Origin of the sequence: Acidovorax lacteus (genome assembly GCF_039540375.1) — a bacterium.
GTDB classification, from domain to species: Bacteria; Pseudomonadota; Gammaproteobacteria; order Burkholderiales; family Burkholderiaceae_C; genus Acidovorax_G; species Acidovorax_G lacteus.
Map to the genome: position 1 here is coordinate 408,135 of NZ_BAABEX010000007.1, position 18,802 is coordinate 426,936.

At 66.4% G+C, this 18,802-nt stretch carries 15 protein-coding genes; 7 read left to right on the top strand and 8 right to left on the bottom strand.

Features of this window, described 5'->3' with window-relative positions; translation table 11 throughout:
* Positions 1–2 precede the first annotated feature (2 nt).
* The 5 genes from ABD866_RS05295 to scpA all read right to left on the bottom strand — a co-directional run bounded on the left by ABD866_RS05295 (position 3) and on the right by scpA (position 7,513).
* Positions 3–482 carry a VOC family protein gene (locus ABD866_RS05295; RefSeq protein WP_345061878.1) on the bottom strand — a complete coding sequence of 160 codons (480 nt, stop codon included), beginning with the start codon at positions 480–482 and terminating at the stop codon, positions 3–5.
* A gap of 159 nt (positions 483–641) precedes the next feature.
* Positions 642–2,690, bottom strand: a complete 2,049-nt coding sequence (locus ABD866_RS05300) for an acetyl-CoA carboxylase biotin carboxylase subunit (protein ID WP_345061880.1) — start codon at positions 2,688–2,690, stop codon at positions 642–644.
* A 21-nt stretch (positions 2,691–2,711) separates the two neighbouring features.
* Positions 2,712–4,244 carry an acyl-CoA carboxylase subunit beta gene (locus ABD866_RS05305; RefSeq protein ID WP_345061882.1) on the bottom strand — a complete coding sequence of 511 codons (1,533 nt, stop codon included), beginning with the start codon at positions 4,242–4,244 and terminating at the stop codon, positions 2,712–2,714.
* A 36-nt stretch (positions 4,245–4,280) separates the two neighbouring features.
* Complete coding sequence (gene meaB, locus ABD866_RS05310) at positions 4,281–5,351, bottom strand: methylmalonyl Co-A mutase-associated GTPase MeaB (protein WP_345061884.1); 1,071 nt, start codon at positions 5,349–5,351, stop codon at positions 4,281–4,283.
* Positions 5,348–7,513 (bottom strand): methylmalonyl-CoA mutase, encoded by a 2,166-nt coding sequence (gene scpA, locus ABD866_RS05315; protein ID WP_345061886.1) that lies wholly within the window; start codon positions 7,511–7,513, stop codon positions 5,348–5,350. Before scpA ends, meaB begins: the two co-directional genes overlap by 4 nt.
* Positions 7,514–7,667: 154 nt before the next feature.
* Between scpA and ABD866_RS05320 the strand changes: the two genes are divergently transcribed.
* A complete protein-coding gene (locus ABD866_RS05320; protein ID WP_345061888.1) occupies positions 7,668–8,303 on the top strand; it encodes a GntR family transcriptional regulator in 636 nt (211 codons plus the stop codon).
* A gap of 95 nt (positions 8,304–8,398) precedes the next feature.
* Here the strand turns inward: ABD866_RS05320 and ABD866_RS05325 are convergent, their stop codons facing one another.
* Entirely contained in the window at positions 8,399–9,094 is a 696-nt protein-coding gene (locus ABD866_RS05325) for a DUF3334 family protein (RefSeq protein WP_345061890.1), read from the bottom strand.
* A gap of 273 nt (positions 9,095–9,367) precedes the next feature.
* On the opposite strand from ABD866_RS05325, the gene ABD866_RS05330 reads away from it, so the two are divergent.
* Positions 9,368–11,203, top strand: coding sequence for an AMP-dependent synthetase/ligase (locus ABD866_RS05330; RefSeq protein WP_345061892.1), 1,836 nt, complete (start codon positions 9,368–9,370; stop codon positions 11,201–11,203).
* A gap of 24 nt (positions 11,204–11,227) precedes the next feature.
* On the opposite strand, the gene ABD866_RS05335 is transcribed toward ABD866_RS05330, so the two are convergent.
* Both ABD866_RS05335 and ABD866_RS05340 read right to left on the bottom strand, forming a co-directional pair.
* Positions 11,228–11,815 (bottom strand): lysophospholipid acyltransferase family protein, encoded by a 588-nt coding sequence (locus ABD866_RS05335; protein ID WP_345061894.1) that lies wholly within the window; start codon positions 11,813–11,815, stop codon positions 11,228–11,230.
* Between the two features lie 216 nt (positions 11,816–12,031).
* A complete protein-coding gene (locus tag ABD866_RS05340; RefSeq protein WP_345061896.1) occupies positions 12,032–13,207 on the bottom strand; it encodes a saccharopine dehydrogenase family protein in 1,176 nt (391 codons plus the stop codon).
* Positions 13,208–13,389: 182 nt separating this feature from the next.
* Here ABD866_RS05340 and ABD866_RS05345 point away from each other — a divergent pair, with 182 nt between their 5' ends.
* From ABD866_RS05345 to ABD866_RS05365, 5 genes are all read left to right on the top strand, one after another.
* Complete coding sequence (locus ABD866_RS05345) at positions 13,390–13,845, top strand: Lrp/AsnC family transcriptional regulator (RefSeq protein WP_345061898.1); 456 nt, start codon at positions 13,390–13,392, stop codon at positions 13,843–13,845.
* Between the two features lie 185 nt (positions 13,846–14,030).
* Complete coding sequence (dusA, locus tag ABD866_RS05350; RefSeq protein ID WP_345061900.1) at positions 14,031–15,110, top strand: tRNA dihydrouridine(20/20a) synthase DusA; 1,080 nt, start codon at positions 14,031–14,033, stop codon at positions 15,108–15,110.
* Positions 15,111–15,151: 41 nt separating this feature from the next.
* Positions 15,152–16,273, top strand: coding sequence for a GTP pyrophosphokinase (locus ABD866_RS05355; RefSeq protein ID WP_345061902.1), 1,122 nt, complete (start codon positions 15,152–15,154; stop codon positions 16,271–16,273).
* Between the two features lie 256 nt (positions 16,274–16,529).
* Positions 16,530–18,053, top strand: a complete 1,524-nt coding sequence (locus tag ABD866_RS05360) for a polyhydroxyalkanoate depolymerase (RefSeq protein ID WP_345061904.1) — start codon at positions 16,530–16,532, stop codon at positions 18,051–18,053.
* Positions 18,050–18,799, top strand: a complete 750-nt coding sequence (locus ABD866_RS05365; RefSeq protein ID WP_345061906.1) for an RnfABCDGE type electron transport complex subunit B — start codon at positions 18,050–18,052, stop codon at positions 18,797–18,799. The genes ABD866_RS05360 and ABD866_RS05365 overlap by 4 nt, the downstream gene beginning before the upstream one ends.
* Positions 18,800–18,802 lie beyond the last annotated feature (3 nt).

Below are 18,802 nucleotides of genomic sequence, written 5' to 3' on the forward strand. Positions count from 1 at the left end.
GTTCAGCCCAGCGCGGCGATCACCTCGGGCGGGGCCTGCACCAGCTCGATCAGCACACCCTCGCCCGCAATCGGAAACTCGTCGTTGCTTTTGGGGTGCAAAAAGGTGATGTCGTAGCCCGCCGCGCCCTTGCGGATGCCCCCCGGCGCAAAGCGCACGCCTTGGGCGGTCAGCCATTCGACGGCCTTGGGCAGATCGTCGATCCACAGGCCGATGTGGTTGAGCGGCGTGGTGTGCACAGCCGGTTTTTTCTCGATGTCGAGCGGCTGCATGATGTCCACCTCGACCTTGTACGGGCCCTGCCCCATCGCAAGAATGTCTTCGTCCACGTTCTCGCGCTCGCTCTGGAAGGTGCCGGTCTGCTCAAGGCCCAGCATGTCCACCCACAGGGTTTTCATGCGCTGCTTGTCGGTGCCGCCGATGGCGACCTGCTGGATGCCGAGCACGCGAAACGGCCGGGCCGACGGGGTGGGAAGGGTCATGGCTGCAATCGATGTGAAAAGGCTGAGGGAGAGGAAGGCCAGCGGCCGCAGACTTCGATGCTATGCTTTTGATAGCTGCTCGTGCTTGAATCATAAGCACGAGCAGCCGATTGGGCATGCAATGCATCTGTGACGCGACAGCCGTTGCCAGCGATCGGCTTACTGGAATTCGAGGATCACCTGGTCCACGGCCAGCGATTCGCCCTTGGTGGCGACGATCTTGCCCACCACGCCGTCTTGCGCGGCGAACAGGATGTTCTCCATCTTCATGGCCTCGATCACGGCCAGTTTTTCGCCCGCCTGGACCTTCTGGCCCGGCTGCACGGCCACATCGACCAGCAGGCCCGGCATGGGCGAGAGCAGGAACTTCGACAGATCCGGCGGCGCCTTGAAGGGCATGAGCTGGTGCAGGCGCGCGCCCAGCGGCGACAGCACCATGGCGTCGAGCTGCGTGCCGTTGTGCGCAATGCGCAGCGCCAGCGGGTTCTTGCCCGCGCCGCGCTCCACCTGGGCCGTGAACGGGCGGCCGTTGCAGGTGCCCTGCACGCGGATCTGGCCCAGGCTGGCGCTGCTGGCGATCTGGTAGGTGGCGTCTCCCACGGTGATGGCCGAAGAGCCCGACTGGCCTTCAAAGTCCGTCACCGACACGGCGTGGTGCGCGTTCTGGCCCTCGGCGCCCAGCGACACCACCACAAACTGCTCGCCCACCTTGACCTCGTGCCCGGCCAGCTGGCCGCTGATGCCAGAGGCCCGCGCACGGTAGCGGCGGTGCATGTAGGCCGCCAGCGCCACCAGGAACAGCGGGTCGTCGTGCGGCACGTCTTCCGCATGGAAGCCCTTGCCGTAGTGCTCGGCAATGAAGCCGGTGTTGAACTGGCCCGACACGAACTTCGGGTGCGCGAGCAGCGCGGCCTGGAACGGGATGTTGCTGCTGATGCCGCGGATCACGAAGCCGTTGAGGGCCTCGCGCATCTTGGCAATCGCGTCGTTGCGGTCGGTGCCGTGCACGATAAGCTTGGCGATCATCGAGTCGTAGTACATCGGGATCTCGCCACCCTCGTACACGCCCGTGTCCACACGCACGCCCAGCTTCTTGCTGGTATCGGACTGGAACATGGTCTGCTCGGGCGCCTGAAAACGCACCAGGCGGCCCGTGGACGGCAGGAAGTTGCGGAACGGGTCTTCCGCGTTGATGCGGCACTCGATCGCCCAGCCGTCGCGCTTCACGTCGGCTTGCGTGAGGGGCAGCTTCTCGCCCGCGGCCACGCGGATCATCAGCTCCACCAGGTCCAGGCCGGTGATGCACTCCGTCACCGGGTGCTCCACCTGCAGGCGGGTGTTCATCTCCAGAAAGTAGAAGTCCTGGTCCTTGCCGACCACGAACTCCACCGTACCGGCCGATTGGTACTTCACCGCCTTGGCCAGCGCCACAGCCTGCTCGCCCATGGCCTTGCGGGTGGCGTCGCTGATGAAGGGCGATGGTGCCTCTTCAATCACCTTCTGGTGACGGCGCTGGATGGAGCATTCGCGCTCGTTCAGGTAGATCACATTGCCGTGGCTGTCACCCAGGATCTGGATCTCGATGTGGCGCGGCTCCTGCACAAACTTCTCGATGAAGATGCGGTCGTCGCCGAAGCTGTTGCGTGCTTCGTTCTGGCAGCTCGCAAAGCCCTCGAACGCTTCCTTGTCGTTGTAGGCCACGCGCAGGCCCTTGCCGCCGCCGCCCGCGCTGGCCTTGATCATCACGGGGTAGCCGATGCCCTTGGCGATTTCCACCGCCTGCTCGGGGCCCGCAATCGCGTCGTTGTAGCCCGGAATGGTGTTGACCTTGGCCTCGTTGGCCAGCTTCTTCGATGCGATCTTGTCGCCCATGGCCGCAATCGAATGCGCCTTGGGGCCGATGAAGGCAATGCCCTCGTCTTCGCAGCGCTGGGCAAAGGCTTCGTTTTCAGAAAGGAAGCCGTAGCCCGGGTGGATGGCCTGTGCGCCCGTCTGCTTGGCGGCGGCAATGATCTTGTCGGCCTGCAGGTACGACTCGCGCGAAGGTGCCGCGCCAATATGCACGGCCTCGTCGGCCAGCTTGACGTGACGCGCTTCCTTGTCGGCGTCGGAATAAACCGCCACGGTCTTGATGCCCATCTTGCGGGCAGTAGCGATGACGCGGCAGGCGATCTCACCGCGGTTGGCAATCAGAATTTTCGTAAACATGCTGTTGTTCTCCGCGTCCGCTCAAAGGGGAATGTTCCCGTGCTTGCGCCAAGGGTTCTCGATCTTCTTGTTCTGCAGCATCACCAGCGAACGGCAGATGCGCTTGCGTGTCTCGTGCGGCAGGATCACGTCGTCGATGAAGCCGCGTGCACCCGCCACAAACGGGTTGGCAAAGCGCTGCTTGTATTCCGCCTCGCGGGCCGCGAGCTTGGCGGGGTCGTTCTTGTCTTCGCGGAAGATGATTTCCACCGCGCCCTTGGCGCCCATCACCGCAATCTCGGCGTTGGGCCAGGCCAGGTTCACGTCGCCGCGCAGGTGCTTGCTGGCCATCACGTCGTACGCACCGCCGTAGGCCTTGCGGGTGATGACGGTGATCTTAGGCACGGTGCACTCGGCATACGCGTACAGCAGCTTCGCCCCGTGCTTGATGATGCCGCCGTACTCTTGGCTGGTGCCGGGCATGAATCCGGGCACGTCCACAAACGTGACCACGGGAATGTTGAACGCATCGCAAAAGCGCACAAAGCGCGCGGCCTTGATGCTGGACTTGATGTCTAGGCACCCAGCCAGCACCAGCGGCTGGTTGGCCACGATGCCGACGACGTTGCCTTCCATGCGGGCAAAGCCAATGAGGATGTTCTTGGCGTATTCGGGCTGCAGCTCGAAGAAGTCGCCGTCGTCCACCGTCTTGAGGATCAGCTCCTTCATGTCGTACGGCTTGTTCGGGTTCTCGGGCACCAGCGTGTCCAGGCTCAGGTCCATGCGGTCGGCCGGGTCGTTGCTCTTGCGCACCGGGGCTTTCTCGCGGTTGTTGAGCGGCAGGTAGTTGTACAGGCGCCGCAGCATCATGATGGCTTCGACATCGTTCTCGAACGCCATGTCGGCCACGCCGCTCTTGGTGGTGTGGGTGATGGCCCCGCCCAGCTCTTCGGCCGTGACTTCTTCGTGCGTCACGGTCTTCACCACTTCAGGGCCGGTCACGAACATGTAGCTGCTGTCCTTGACCATGAAAATGAAGTCTGTCATGGCCGGGCTGTACACCGCGCCACCGGCGCAGGGGCCCATGATCATGCTGATCTGCGGCACCACGCCCGAGGCCAGCACGTTCTTCTGGAACACGTCGGCATAGCCGCCCAGGGACGCCACGCCTTCTTGAATACGCGCGCCGCCCGAGTCGTTGAGGCCGATGACTGGTGCGCCCACCTTCATGGCCTGGTCCATGATCTTGCAGATCTTTTCGGCGTGGGTCTCCGACAGCGCCCCGCCGAACACGGTGAAGTCCTGGCTGAAGACGAACACCAGGCGGCCGTTGATCATGCCGTAGCCCGTGACCACGCCATCGCCCGGGATTTTGTTGTCCTGCATGCCGAAGTCGGTGCAGCGGTGCTCGACGAACATGTCCCACTCTTCGAAGGTGCCGTCGTCCAGCAGCAGCTCAATGCGCTCGCGCGCCGTGAGCTTGCCCTTCTTGTGCTGGGCGTCGATGCGCTTGAGGCCCCCGCCCAGGCGGGCGAGTTCGCGCTTTTTCTCCAGTTGGTCGAGGATGTCTTGCATGGTCGGTCCTTCGGTTGAATGCGGTCTGCGATGCGGTCAGGCGGCCGGGGATGGCGCTGGCGCGGGTTGGTTTGCTATGGATTCAATAGCTGCTTGTGCTTGATCTTGCTGGGCCGCAAGCAGATTGCGTGCTGCAGTCGAGGCGGCCACGCGCCCGGCGGCCACGTCCTGCTGCAACTGCGGCAACAGGGCCCGCACAGCCGGGTGCTGGCGAAACGCCTGCTTAAGCCCCGCGTCGATGCGCTCCCACATCCAGGCCAGCGCCTGCTGCTGGCGGCGGCTGGCCAGGCGGCCGTTGGCTGTCTGCAGGCGGCGAAACTCCGACACCGCGGCCCAGAAGCCGTCCACGCCCTGCGCGTGCAGCGCGCTGATCTGCACCACCTTCGGGTGCCACAGGCGGTCGTCGTGGTGCGCGTGTTCGGGGTTGCCGTGCTGGCTGAGCAGGCGCAGGCTGGAGGTGATCTGCGCCTCGGCCCGCGTGGCTGCGTGCTTGTCGAGATCGGCCTTGTTGATGACCACCAAATCGGCAATCTCCATCACGCCTTTCTTGATGGCCTGCAGGTCGTCGCCCGCGTTGGGCAGCTGCATCAGCACGAACATGTCGGTCATGCCCGCCACGGCAATCTCGGACTGGCCCACGCCCACGGTCTCGACGATCACCACGTCGTAGCCCGCGGCTTCGCAGACCAGCATGGCCTCGCGCGTTTTCTCGGCCACACCGCCCAGCGTGCCGCTGCTCGGGCTGGGGCGGATGTAGGCTTTTTCGTGCACCGACAGGTGCTCCATGCGCGTCTTGTCGCCCAGGATGGAGCCGCCCGAGACGGTGGACGAAGGGTCGATGGTGAGCACCGCCACACGGTGGCCCAGGCCGATCAGGTACAGGCCCAGCGCTTCAATGAAGGTGCTTTTGCCCACGCCGGGCACGCCGCTGATGCCCAGGCGGAAGGCTTGGCCCGTGTGCGGCAGCAGCGCCGTGAGCAGCCCGTCGGCCTGCGCGCGGTGGTCTGCGCGGGTGGATTCGAGCAGCGTGATGGCTTTGGCCATGGCGCGGCGTTGCACGCCGCCCGTGCCCTGGACCACCCCCTCGCGGATGGCGTCTGGCGTCACGCCACCGCCTTGCGAATCTGTTCCAGCACGTCCTTGGCGCTGGCGGGAATCGGTGTGCCCGGGCCGTAGATGCCCTTGACGCCCGCTTCGTACAGAAACTCGTAGTCCTGCTGCGGAATCACGCCGCCTACGAACACGATGATGTCGTCGGCGCCCTGCTTCTTAAGCTCGTCGATGATCGCGGGCACCAGCGTCTTGTGGCCTGCAGCCAGGGTGGAGATGCCCACGGCGTGCACGTCGTTCTCGATGGCCTGGCGCGCACACTCTTCGGGGGTCTGGAACAGCGGGCCCATGTCCACATCAAAGCCCAGGTCGGCGTAGGCCGTGGCCACCACCTTGGCGCCGCGGTCATGGCCGTCCTGGCCCAGCTTGGCGATCATCACGCGCGGGCGGCGGCCTTCGGTTTCGGCAAAGTCGTTGATTTCGGTCTTGAGTTTTTCCCAGCCCTCGGCCGAGTCGTAAGCGGCAGCGTACACACCGGTCACCTTTTGCGTGTCGGCGCGGTGGCGCCCAAAAACCTTTTCCAGTGCATCGCTGACCTCGCCCACCGTGGCGCGCAGGCGGATGGCCTGGATGGAGAGGTCGAGCAGATTGCCTTGGCCCGACTCGGCCGCGGCCGTGAGCGCCTCCAGCGCCTTCTGCACAGCCGCGCTGTCGCGCGTGGCGCGGATCTGTTGCAGGCGCGCAATCTGGCCGTCGCGCACCTTCATGTTGTCGATCTGCAGGATGTCGACCGGGTCTTCCTTGGCGAGGCGGTACTTGTTCACGCCTACGATGACGTCTTTGCCGCTGTCGATGCGCGCCTGCTTTTCAGCAGCAGCGGCTTCGATCTTGAGCTTGGCCCAGCCGCTGTCCACCGCCGCGGTCATGCCACCCATGGCTTCGACCTCTTCGATGATCTTCCAGGCGGCGTCGGCCATGTCCTGGGTCAGCTTTTCCATCATGTAGCTGCCAGCCCAGGGGTCGATCACGTTGGTGATGTGCGTTTCTTCCTGGATGATGAGCTGCGTGTTGCGCGCGATGCGGGCAGAAAACTCGGTGGGCAGCGCAATGGCTTCGTCAAAGCTGTTGGTGTGCAGGCTCTGCGTGCCGCCAAACACGGCGGCCATGGCCTCGATGGTGGTGCGCACCACGTTGTTGTACGGGTCTTGTTCGGTGAGCGACCAGCCCGAGGTCTGGCAGTGCGTGCGCAGCATCAGGCTCTTGGGGTTCTTCGCGCCAAAGCCCTTCATGATGCGGCACCACAAGAGGCGGGCTGCGCGCATCTTGGCGACTTCCAGATAGAAGTTCATGCCGATGGCCCAGAAGAACGACAGGCGCCCGGCAAAGTCGTCCACGTCCATGCCCTTGGCGATGGCGGTCTTCACATACTCCTTGCCGTCGGCCAGGGTGAAGGCCAGCTCCAGTGCCTGGTTGGCTCCGGCTTCCTGCATGTGGTAGCCGCTGATCGAGATCGAGTTGAACTTGGGCATGTTCTTGCTCGTGTACTCGATGATGTCGCCGATGATCCGCATGCTCGGCTTGGGCGGGTAGATGTAGGTGTTGCGGACCATGAACTCCTTGAGGATGTCGTTCTGAATGGTGCCGCTGAGCTTGTCTTGCGACACGCCCTGCTCTTCCGCCGCCACCACGTAGCCCGCCAGCACCGGCAGCACGGCGCCGTTCATGGTCATGGACACACTCACCTTGTCGAGCGGGATCTCGCTGAAGAGGATTTTCATGTCCTCCACGCTGTCGATCGCCACCCCGGCCTTGCCCACGTCGCCGGTCACGCGGGGGTGGTCGCTGTCGTAGCCGCGGTGGGTGGCCAGGTCAAACGCCACGCTCACGCCCTGGCCGCCCGCAGCCAGCGCCTTGCGGTAGAAGGCGTTGGATTCTTCGGCAGTGGAGAAACCCGCGTACTGGCGGATCGTCCACGGGCGCACCGCATACATGGTGGCCTGCGGGCCGCGCACATAGGGCTCAAACCCCGGCAGCGTGTTGGTGTAGGGCAGGCCCTGCGTGTCTTCAGCGGTGTAGAGCGGCTTGACGGTGATGCCGTCGGGCGTGACCCAGTTGAGCGCGTTCACATCGCCACCGGGCGCCGACTTGGCAGCGGCCTTGGCCCAGGCGTCGAGGCTGGCGGGGGCGAACGAGGGATGGGACGTGGAATCTGCGCTCATGGCTGTCGGTACTCCGGGCTGGGCTGACACGGTCGGATGGCGACCCCGAAACACCTGCGGCAGAAGGCCCGCGGTGATTCAAGGATGTGGCAGCAAGTTTACATCATTCATAATTATTGATTCAAAATATTGCCGCCGGCTTACAATCCCTGTCATGTCTGCCTTGCGTCTCACGCCCCGCGCCCTGTACGAGGAAGTTGCCGAGCAACTGCGTCAGCGCATCTTCCGCCGCGAGCTGGAGCCCGGCAGCTGGATCGACGAACTCAAGATTGCCGAGGAATTCGGCATCAGCCGCACGCCGCTGCGCGAGGCGCTGAAGGTGCTGGCCGCCGAAGGCCTGGTCACGATGAAGGTGCGCCGCGGCGCCTACGTGACCGAGATGAGCGAAAAAGACCTGCGCGACGTATACCACCTGCTCTCGCTGCTCGAGAGCGACGCCGCCGGCGTGGTGGCCGAGCGCGCCACGCCCGCGCAGCGCCAGCAACTGGCTGCGCTGCACGAAGAACTGCGCACGGCCGTGGGGGAGCGCGACCGCTTCTTCGCGGTCAACGAGCGCTTTCACATGATGCTGCTGGAGATGGCCGACAACCGCTGGCGCAGTCAGATGGTGGCCGACCTGCGCAAGGTGATGAAGCTCAACCGCCACAACTCCCTGCTCAAGCAGGGCCGCATTGAGGACTCACTGCGCGAGCACGAGGCCATCATGCAGGCGCTGCTGGCAGCGGATGCACCGGCCACCATTGCCGCCATGCGCGCGCACTTCGCGCACGGCCTCGAGGCCGCGCACTGACGCCCCACGGCTGGGCCGCACACAACAGGCGTCGCACCGGCCACACACCGAAACCGCCGCGCAGGCCCACGCAGGGCCTGGCATCGCCGCAAGGCCTACATGCCCAGCGATTTGAGGAGTGCGTCCGTGTCCGAATCGCCCGCGGGGGCGGCAGCGGGTGCCGCGGGGGCCGCACCTGGTTCCGCAGCCTCGGCAATCAGCTTGTCGGGGTCGGGCACTTCCTGGGGTTCAAAGTCGTAGAGCTTGATGAACTGGGTGCGGTCAATGGCCAGTTCCAGGTAGAAGATGTTGTTCGAGCCGGTGTAGAACGACACGCGCCGCGCCTCGGGCTGGTCGAGGTTGGCATCCACGCTTAGCATGACCTGCTTGTTCAGCACCAGCATCTTGGGCTGGTTCTGCGTGATATGGGTCTGCAGTTCGCGGCGCACCTTGCCGGTGAAGTCACCCACCACCTGGTTCATGAGCTCGCCCATCACGTTGCTGACCTCGTCGGCCGTGAAGGACGTGGCGAGGTCTTCGCGCGACATGCCCATGTTGAGCAGGTAGTTCTCGTACAGCTCCATGGCCGCCTGGGCGGTGAAATTGATGATCACGAGCCCGGAAAAGCCGCCGTCAAACAGCACGAAGCAGCCAATGTCGGGCTTCAGGCAGGTCTTGCTGATGCGCTGGACCATGCCGGAATAGTGGATGGGGGTGTGCGTGGCCACCGTGAGCACCCGGGTGACGGAATTGCACAGGCTGATGAGCACGTCTTCGGTGCCGAAGACAACATTGTCGGAAGTGGCCGTCATGGTCGGTCCTGCAATCACGTAACGAAAGGTACCCATAGCATAGGGGACGATGACGCCTCGCAGGACGAGGGCTTGCCCTTGCTCCCCACAGCGCACATACAAAGCACTGAACGTGTGCACGGCGCGCGACAACCAGAGCCCGAGCATGGCGCTCGTCCACTGGTACGCATGAGTACCAGCTGTCGTATGATGCCGGGCTCACCCGGCCTTCAGGCCGCCGCATCCCCGCTACAGCCCGCATCCGCAGGCGCTTCGATTGCCCGTTCGGCCCCGATGACTGCACAGCCCACTTCCCTGCCCGACTCCGTTCAGACCTTGCCCCAGCTCTGGCAGCACCGCGTTGCGCACACACCGCAAGCGGCTGCCTACCGCGCCTGGGATGTTGCAGGCGGGCAATGGCGCACCCTGACCTGGGCCGAGGCCGATGCGCGCCGCACACAGTGGCGCCGGGCCCTGGCGGCGCTCGGGCTGCCGCGCCAGTCGCGCGTGGCGATCCTGCTGCCCAACGGACTCGATGCGCTGTGCGCCGACCAGGCCACGCTGGCAGAGGCCTGCGTGCCCGTGCCTCTGCACGCCATCGACAACCCTGGCAGCATCGCCTACATCCTGCAAGACTGCGAGGCCAGCGTGCTCATCGTGGGCAACGCCGCTCAGTGGGAGCACATCTGCGCTGTGGGCACTCCGCTGCCTGCGCTGCGGGCTGTGGTGGTCACACAGGAGCCGGTGCCAACGGCAGACGGAGCCGTTCCGCACCGCTGGGCGCTGGCCGACTGGCTGCAGGCTGGTGCCACGCCAGACACCGCCCCGGCCGCAGAGCCCCAGGCCGAAGACCTGGCGGCCATCGTCTACACCTCGGGCACGACGGGCAAACCCAAGGGCGTGATGCTCACACACCGCAACGTGGTGAGCGACGTACGCGCCGTGCTGGGGCGCGTGCAGCCTGTGGCCGACGACGTATTCCTGTCGTTCCTGCCGCTGTCGCACACTTTTGAGCGCACCGCGGGTTACTACCTGCCGATCGCCGCGGGCAGCTGCGTGGCCTACGCGCGTTCGGTGGCGCAACTGGCCGAAGACCTGCAGACCGTGCGGCCCACGGTGCTGATCTCCGTGCCCCGCATTTATGAACGTATTTACGCCAAGCTGCAGGAGCGTCTGGGCGGCGCAGGCTGGAAACAGCAGCTGTTTGAGGCCGCGCAGCACAAGGGCTGGCGGCGCTTTTGCGCCGCGCAGGGCCTGCCTGCACCCATGCCGCAGGCCCCCATGGGCTTGATGGGCGCCCTGCCCTGGCCGCTGCTGCGCGCGCTGGTGGCCCGGCCCCTGCTGGCACAACTGGGCGGTCGGGTGCGCGTGGCTGTGAGCGGCGGCGCGGCACTTTCACCCACCATCGCGCGCTGCTTTCTGGGCCTGGGCCTGCCGCTGGTGCAGGGCTACGGCATGACCGAAACCGCCCCCGTGGTGGCGGTGAACGCACTGGACGACAACCACCCGGCCACCGTGGGCCGCCCGCTGCCAGGCATCGAAGTGCGCCTAGGCGATCTGGACGAACTGCAGATCCGCGGCCCGGTGGTCATGAAGGGCTACTGGAAACGCCCCGACGACACGGCCCGCATCCTGTCGGCCGACGGATGGCTCTCCACCGGCGACCAGGCCGACCTGACGGGCGGACGCATCCGCATCAAAGGCCGCATCAAGGAAATCATCGTCACCTCGACGGGCGAGAAAGTACCCCCAGGCGATCTGGAGCTGGCGCTGCAGGCCGACCCGTTGCTTGCGCAGACCTTCGTGATCGGCGAGCACAAGCCCTTCATCGCCTGCATTGCCGTGGTGGCGCCCGACGAATGGAAGCGCCTGGCCGCCGATCTGGGCCTGCCCGATGGCGACGATGCGAGCCTGAACCACCCGGCCGTGCACCGGGCGGTGCTGGCGCGCATCGAAAAGCGCACCGCCCACTTCGCGCGATACGCGGTGCCGCGGGCGGTGTACCTCACGCGTGAGGCATGGACCATCGAAAACACCCTGCTCACGCCCACGCTCAAGCTCAAGCGCCTGAACCTGCTCGCACACTTCGCGCCAGCCATCGAGGCCCTCTACCGCAAGCCTGGCGGCTGACACGGGCCCGCCGCAGGGGGGCCTTCAGGCCTCGAACTGTGTCGGATTCTTGCCCTGGATGGGCGCGTAAAACGCCTTGATGCGGGCCATGTCGGCCTCCACATCGCCCGTGGGCACAAATACCGGCCCCAGGCCACCGACCTTGCGACCATAGTCGACAAAGGCCAGCACGATGGGCACGCCAGCCTGCTGGGCGATGTAGTAAAAACCTGTTTTCCAGTGCCGCGTTTTGCCACGCGTGCCTTCAGGCGGCACGATGAGCTGCATCGGCCCCTGGGCGTCGCGCATGGCCTGGGCCGACGATGCCACCAGGTTGTTGGCCTGGCTGCGGTTGACCGGAATGCCCCCGAGCCAGCGCATGATGCCGCCAAACGGCGCATTGAACAGGCTGTGCTTGCCCATCCAGTACACGCGCAGCCGCAGTGAAAACGCCAGCATCAGCGTGTAGGGCAGGTCCCAGTTGCTGGTATGCGGTGCGGCAATCAGCACGCTTTTTTGCGCGCCTTCGGGCAGGCTGCCTTCGACCTTCCAGCCGGTGATGCGCAGGGTGATGCGGGAAAAGGCGCGCAGCAGCGTGTTCACGCCGGGCGTGTCGAAAATGGTGTGGTGCATGGGAGCAGAAAGACCGGGCGGGCTGGAGCGGCAGCGCCCCCACCCTGCGCATGGCGCGCTGTGACGGGGAATACAGGGCGCGAGTATCGCCGATCGGCCCTCAAAACCCTTGACACAGCGCAAGCAGCCCTGCGCCACCCCGGGAGATGCGCCCCCCACCGCCCACCCCAGGCACAGCAACCCCGGCCCGCCCGGGTTCTCGGGGCTGCCCCGCGCTCAGGCCAGCGCCGCGGTGGCGGGCACCGGCTGTTGGGCCAGAGTTGCGGCGTCGCTTCCGTACACGCGACCGAAGCGGTTGCCCAGAAAGTCGGCCAAGGCCACCTGCTCCTGCCCCACAAAGCCCGCCTGCGGCAGGCGGCCCTGCACCATCAGATCAAGCGCCGCACAGATGCCCGCAGCCGTGGTGCGCTGGATGGCGCTGAGCGTCTGCCCGGCCAGCGTGGTGCCCAGAATGCGCGCCGAGTGCGACTCTTCCACCAGCCGACCGCCGCGCAGCCCGGTGGCGCTGACAAAGACCACGATCACGTCCTGCTGGGTGCTGGGAATGGCCGTCTCGAAGATGTCTTGGAGCAGGTCGCGCCGCTCGCGCAGCCGCAGGTCGTTGAGCAGCAGGCGCAGCACCGCGCAGTGCCCCGGGTAACGGATGGACTTGTAGTCCACCTGCCGGGCGCGGCCGGCCAGGGTGTCGGTCAGCGTGCCCAGCCCGCCCGAGGTGTTGAAGGCCTCGTACTCCACGCCGTCGAGCACAAAGGTTTCCAGGCCTTCCAGCGGGGCCACCAGGGTGCGCTCGCCATCGACGATGGCCTCGCAAGGGTTGCAGTATTCGTTGATCAGGCCCTCGGTGCTCCAGGTCAGGTTGTAGCGCAGCGCGCCCTGCGGGTAGCGCGGGAGCGCCCCAACGCGCATGCGCAAGGTGTGTAGCGTGTCAAACCGGGCGGCCAGCGCATGGCCCACGATGCCGATGAAGCCGGGCGCCAGGCCGCACTGGGGCATGAGCACGCTGCGCGCGCTTTCGCCCAGGCGGCGGATCGCCTGCGTGCTGCGCACGTCCTCGGTCAGGTCGAAGTAATGCACGCCTGCGGCCGCGCACCAGGTGGCCACGTCCACCGCGCAATGAAACGGCAGCGCATTCAGCACGGCAAAGCTGCCGACCAGGGCCGCCTGCAGACGCTCCACATCCGGGGTGTGCACGGCCGCAATGCCGAGTGCAGCCAATTCGGCCACACGGGCCGGGTCGCGGTCGGCCACGCGCACGGTGTAGTCGCCGCTGGGCTGCAGCATCAGCGCCATGGCCAGGCCAATATGGCCTGCGCCCAGGATGGTGATGGGCAGGCGCTGACCGCAGGCGGGCGTGGCGGGGGTCAGCACGGTGGTGGGGATGGGGGCGTTCATGGCGGTCTCCTGAGCATCTAAAAGGCGGTGGTCATCGCAGCACCTGCACAGGCGCTTGGCCTGTGCGCTGGGTGCATCGATGCTAGGGCTGGGCAATGTCAATGTGTAGCCACAAATTCGTCGATAAAACCCTCTGACTTCGCCATAATGACGAAATCTCCTGCCACTCTGCACATGGCACCATGGACACCCCCAACCTGGACGACACCGACCGCCACTTGCTGGCCTTGTTGCAGGCCAATGCCCGCGAGGGTACGGCGCAGCTCGCCCGCCGCCTGGGGCTGGCACGCACCACCGTGGTGGCGCGCATTGCGCGGCTGGAACGCCAGGGCGTGATTGCCGGCTACGGCGTGCGCATGGGCGCGCGCATGGACCAGGGCACGGTGCGGGCCTGGTGCTCGCTGAGCGTGCTCCCACGCACGGCCCCGATGGTGCTGCGCGCGCTCGACGCCATGCCCGAGGTGGAGGAGGTATCGGCCGTAAGCGGCGCGTTCGACTACCTGGTGTTCTTGCGCTGCGCGTCGCACGAGCAGCTTGATGCGCTGCTCGACCGCGTGGGCCAGATCGAGGGCGTGCACCAGACGCAGACCAGCATCGTGCTCAGCCGCAAGATCGACCGGCGCAGCGTGGCTGCCTGAGTGGTCGAGCACCGAAATGCTATCTTTTTGATAGCTGCTCGCGCTTGAATTTGAAGCACAAACAGCCGATTTGACCTTAGGCCGCTGACGCGCTGCAGGCGAACCCCGAAAGAGCCCGCGTGGGATAATCAGCGGCTTTCCCGCGGGCCCACCGTCGTCGGCCCGCCCTCATCCGCCTGCCCGCCGTGACGCCACCCTCCCCGTCCCCAGCCCCGTTCAGCCCCTGGCGCCTGTCTGTTGCGCCCATGATGGACTGGACCGACCGCCACTGCCGCTACCTGCACCGGCTGCTGTCGCGCCACACCCTGCTCTACACCGAGATGGTGAACGCGGGCGGCATTCTGTATGGCGGCACCGAGCGGCACCTGCGCTACAACGCCGAAGAGCACCCGGTGGCGCTGCAACTGGGCGGCAACGAGCCCGACAAGCTCGCCGAAGCCGCGCGCCTGGGCGTGCAATGGGGCTACGACGAGGTCAACCTCAACTGCGGCTGCCCGAGCGACCGCGTGCAGCGCGGCGCGTTTGGCGCGAGCCTGATGAAGGCCCCCGCGCAGGTGGCCGATTGCGTCAAGGCCATGCGCGACGCGGTGGGCGACGCCGTGCCCGTGACCGTCAAGCACCGCATCGGCATCGACCAGGTCGAGGAATACGCGTTTGTACGCGACTTCGTCGGCACCGTGGCCGAGGCCGGTTGCCGCGTGTTCATCGTGCATGCGCGCAACGCCTGGCTGCAGGGTCTGTCGCCAAAGGAAAACCGCGAAATCCCCCCGCTGCGCTACGAAGTCGTGCACCGGCTCAAGGCCGAGTTTCCGCAGCTCACCATCGCCATCAACGGCGGCATCCGCACCGACGCGGTGGTGCACGAGCAGCTCGCGCAGCTCGATGGCGTGATGATCGGCCGCGAGGCTTACCACAACCCCTGGTGGCTGACCGGCTGGGACGCGGCCTTTTTTGGCGATACCCGTGGCCCGGACCTGACCCGCGAATCGGTCGAAGAAGCCATGGTGGCCTACATGGAGCGCGAGGCCGCCGCCCACGGCACCGGCTGGTACGCGATTGCGCGCCACATGCTGGGCCTGCGCAACGGCCTGCCGGGTGCGCGCCGCTGGCGCCAGGTATGGAGCGACCACCGCCTCAAAGACACGCCGCCGCGCGAGGTGATGGCGCTGGCCCGGGCGCATGCCCCAGCGGCCGATGCCGGGACCGATGCGGATTCCGACGTTGGCCGCGCAGGCACCCCGCCCATTGCCGCCACCGCGGCCTGAAAACCGCCAACCCGCCGGCCCATCCGGCGTAGGATGCGCGCATGCCTTCCCTGGACTTTGACGCCGAAGCGCGGCGCTTTCGCAGCCTCTACACCCAGCAGCAGGCCGCCTGGCAGGCGGTGTGCGACGAACTCGTTCGCACCGTGCAGGCCTGCGTCGCGCAGGTGCCGGGCCTGGAGATCGCCAAGGTGGAGGGCCGCGTCAAAGACGGCGAAGAAAGCGTGCGCAAGTTCGTACGCAAATACCGCGCGGCGCTGGAAGAAGCCCAGACCCCGTATGAGATTGCCGACCACATCACCGACCTGATCGGTGTGCGCGTGGTCTGCCTGTACGAAGACGAGCTGGAAAAAGTGGCTGAGTCCTTGCGAGCGCAGTTTGCGCTGGTGGACGTAACCGACAAAGTCGCCGCCATCGAGAGCACCGAAGGATCGTTTGGGTACAAGGGCCTGCACCTGGACTTGCGCCTGCCCGCGGTGCCGCAGGAATCAACGGCCTGGGCGGCCTGGGGCACGCGCCCGTTCGAGCTGCAGGTGCGCACCATCACCCAGGACGCGTGGAGCGTGCTGGACCACCGCATCAAGTACAAGAAGTCGATTCCCGGGCCGCTCAAGCGCCGCATCAACGTGCTGGCAGCGCTGTTCGAGCTGGCCGACCGCGAGTTCCGCCAGATCCGCGACGCCACCATGGCCGAGCTACTGCAAGCGCCCGACGAAACCGCAGAGCCGCAGCCCGACCCGGCAGCCCCTGACGCACCGGCCACGGCCGCCCCGGCCAGCGGCCCGGCGCTCAACGCGTTCACCTTCCTCAAGATCGCGCAGCACTTCTTCCGGGAGTTCGACTTCGAGCCCCGCAAGGTGGACCTGTTCGTGGACGAAATCCAGCAATGGTCGCCCGGGCTGACCCGCGCCCGCTTCAATGGCCTGCTGCGCAACACGCTGGGCACCATCAAACGCTACCGCCAGCACTACGAAGACGCGCACCCGGGCAGCAGCTTCAACCCGTTCACGGTGATCCGCCACTGCCTGTACCTGAGCGACCGGCAGACCTTCCGGCCCGCGCTGCGCAATGCCGCACGCGAGGCGTTCGAAGCCTGGCTGGCCAGCGAAGCCGCATCTGCTGCATCGGCTGCCGCTGCCAACCCGGGGGCAACGCCCGATCGCTGAGCCGCCGCCCGCCGACGGCTGCCGCCTGGGCGGGTGAGCGGAGATCATGTAGCGGCAATGTGGTTCAAATCGGCGGCTCGTGCTTTTCAATCAAGCACGAGCAGCTATCAAATCAGTAGCAAATGAACAGAGATGCCGCCGCCCGCGCGAGTGGCACCGGCTGTCGCAGACGCGACTCGCGATTGGTGGAATTCCTCCATGCGCGTGCGGGCATCTGCTGCTATATTGCACTGCAACAAAAGCGGAGTCTTGCCCCATGCTGTACCAGATTTACGAAACGCAGCGCTCCTTGATGGAGCCCTTTGCCGACTTTGCCCAGGCAGCGGCCAAGCTCTACAGCAACCCGCTGTCGCCGTTCAGCCAGTTTCCGATGGCCCAGCGCATGGCCGCCGGCTACGACCTGCTCTACCGCCTGGGCAAAGACTACGAAAAGCCTGCCTTTGGCATCACCAGCGTGCCGGTGGACGGCGTACCCGTGGCCGTACACGAGCGCATCGAAATCGACAAGCCGTTTTGTGAGCTGCGCCGCTTCAAGCGCTTTTCGGACGACCCGGCCACGCTGACCAAGCTCAAGGCACAGCCCGTGGTGCTGATCGTGGCCCCGCTGTCCGGCCACTACGCCACGCTGCTGCGCGACACCGTGCGCACCATGCTGCAAGGCCACAAGGTCTATATCACCGACTGGAAGAACGCCCGCCTCGTGCCGCTGTCGGAGGGGGAGTTCCACCTCGACGACTATGTGAACTATGTGCAGGAGTTCATCCGCCACCTGCAGGGCGTCTACGGCAACTGCCATGTGGTCAGCGTGTGCCAGCCCACAGTGCCGGTGCTGGCAGCCGTGTCGCTCATGGCCAGCCGCGGCGAGACCACGCCCCTGAGCATGACCATGATGGGCGGCCCGATCGACGCGCGCAAATCGCCCACGGCCGTGAACAACCTGGCCATGAACCGCAGCTTCGAGTGGTTCGAGAACAACGTGATCTACCGCGTGCCCGAAAACTTCCCGGGCGCTGGCCGCCGGGTGTACCCAGGCTTTCTGCAGTACACCGGCTTCGTGGCGATGAACCCCGACCGCCACGCCAGCAGCCACTACGACTACTTCAAGAACCTGATCAAGGGCGACGACGCCAGCGCCGAGGCACACCGCAAGTTCTACGACGAGTACAACGCCGTTCTCGACATGGACGCCGACTACTACCTGGAGACCATCCAGACGGTGTTCCAGGACTTCAAGCTGGTCAACGGCACCTGGGACGTGCGCTCGCCCGAGGGCACGCTGGAGCGCGTGCGCCCGCAGGACATCAAGACCACGGCGCTGTTCACTGTTGAAGGGGAGCTGGACGACATTTCCGGCTCGGGCCAGACCGAGGCGGCCCACGACCTGTGCAGCGGCATCGTGCGCAAGGAGCAGCGCCACCTGGAGGCCAAGGGTGCCGGCCACTACGGCATCTTCAGCGGTCGTCGCTGGCGTGAGGTGGTGTACCCGCAGGTGCGCGCCTTCATTCTGGAGCACGAGAAGCCGCACCGCGCGGGCTCTGAGCTGGACGACGTCACGCCCGACGACGATGTACTGGCTGTGCCAGCCGCCGCCCCACGCACCAAGCCTGCGGCTCGGCGCCCGGCCGCGTCCAAGCCCGCCGCCGTGGCAGCGCCCGCCCCCGACGCCACCGCACCTGCTGTGGCCACCCGCTGGGTGACGCCCGAGGCAGCGCCCGAGGCGCCGGCAGCAGCAGCCCCAGCCCCAGCCAAGCGCGCTGCGCGCAGCCGCCGCCCGGCATGACCGGCCCCGCCACGCCCGGGGCCCACGGCCCTGCGGCCGTGGCGCAGTCTGCCGCCTCACCGTCGACCACACCCGTGCACCGGGCGCTGGTCGCACGCATCGACGCGGCCCTCCCGCAGACGCAGTGCCAGCGCTGCGGCTACCCCGACTGCCTGCGCTACGCCGAAGCCATTGCCGCGGGAGAGGCAGCCATCAACCAGTGCCCGCCGGGCGGGGTGGAAGGGATCGAGCGGCTGGCACACATCACGGGGCAGGCTGTGCGCCCCCTGTCGGCCGAGCATGGCATCGAAGGCCCGCTGACGGTGGCGGTCATCGACGAGCAATGGTGCATCGGCTGCACCAAGTGCCTGGAGGTGTGCCCGACCGACGCCATCGTGGGCACGCACAAACAGATGCACACCGTCATCGAGCCCCACTGCACTGGGTGCGAGCTGTGCATTCCTGTGTGCCCGGTCGATTGCATTGGTCTGGAGCCGGTGAGCGGCAGTGCCACCGGGTGGGCCGCCTGGTCGCCCGTGCAGGCCGAATCGGCCCGAAAACGCTACCAGCAACGGCGCGTTCGACTGGGCCAGGACCAGCACCTACGCGACGCTGCATTGGCGCCGCCTACGGCCCCCTCCGCCCCCCCTCAAGACGCGGCAGCGGCGCGGCAGGCGGCGATTGCCGCGGCGCTGCAGCGCGCACGTGAACGCCAAGCCCGCGCACGGCCAGCGCAAGGCCCCGAGGCAGGCTCCGCCCAGGGCTGAACG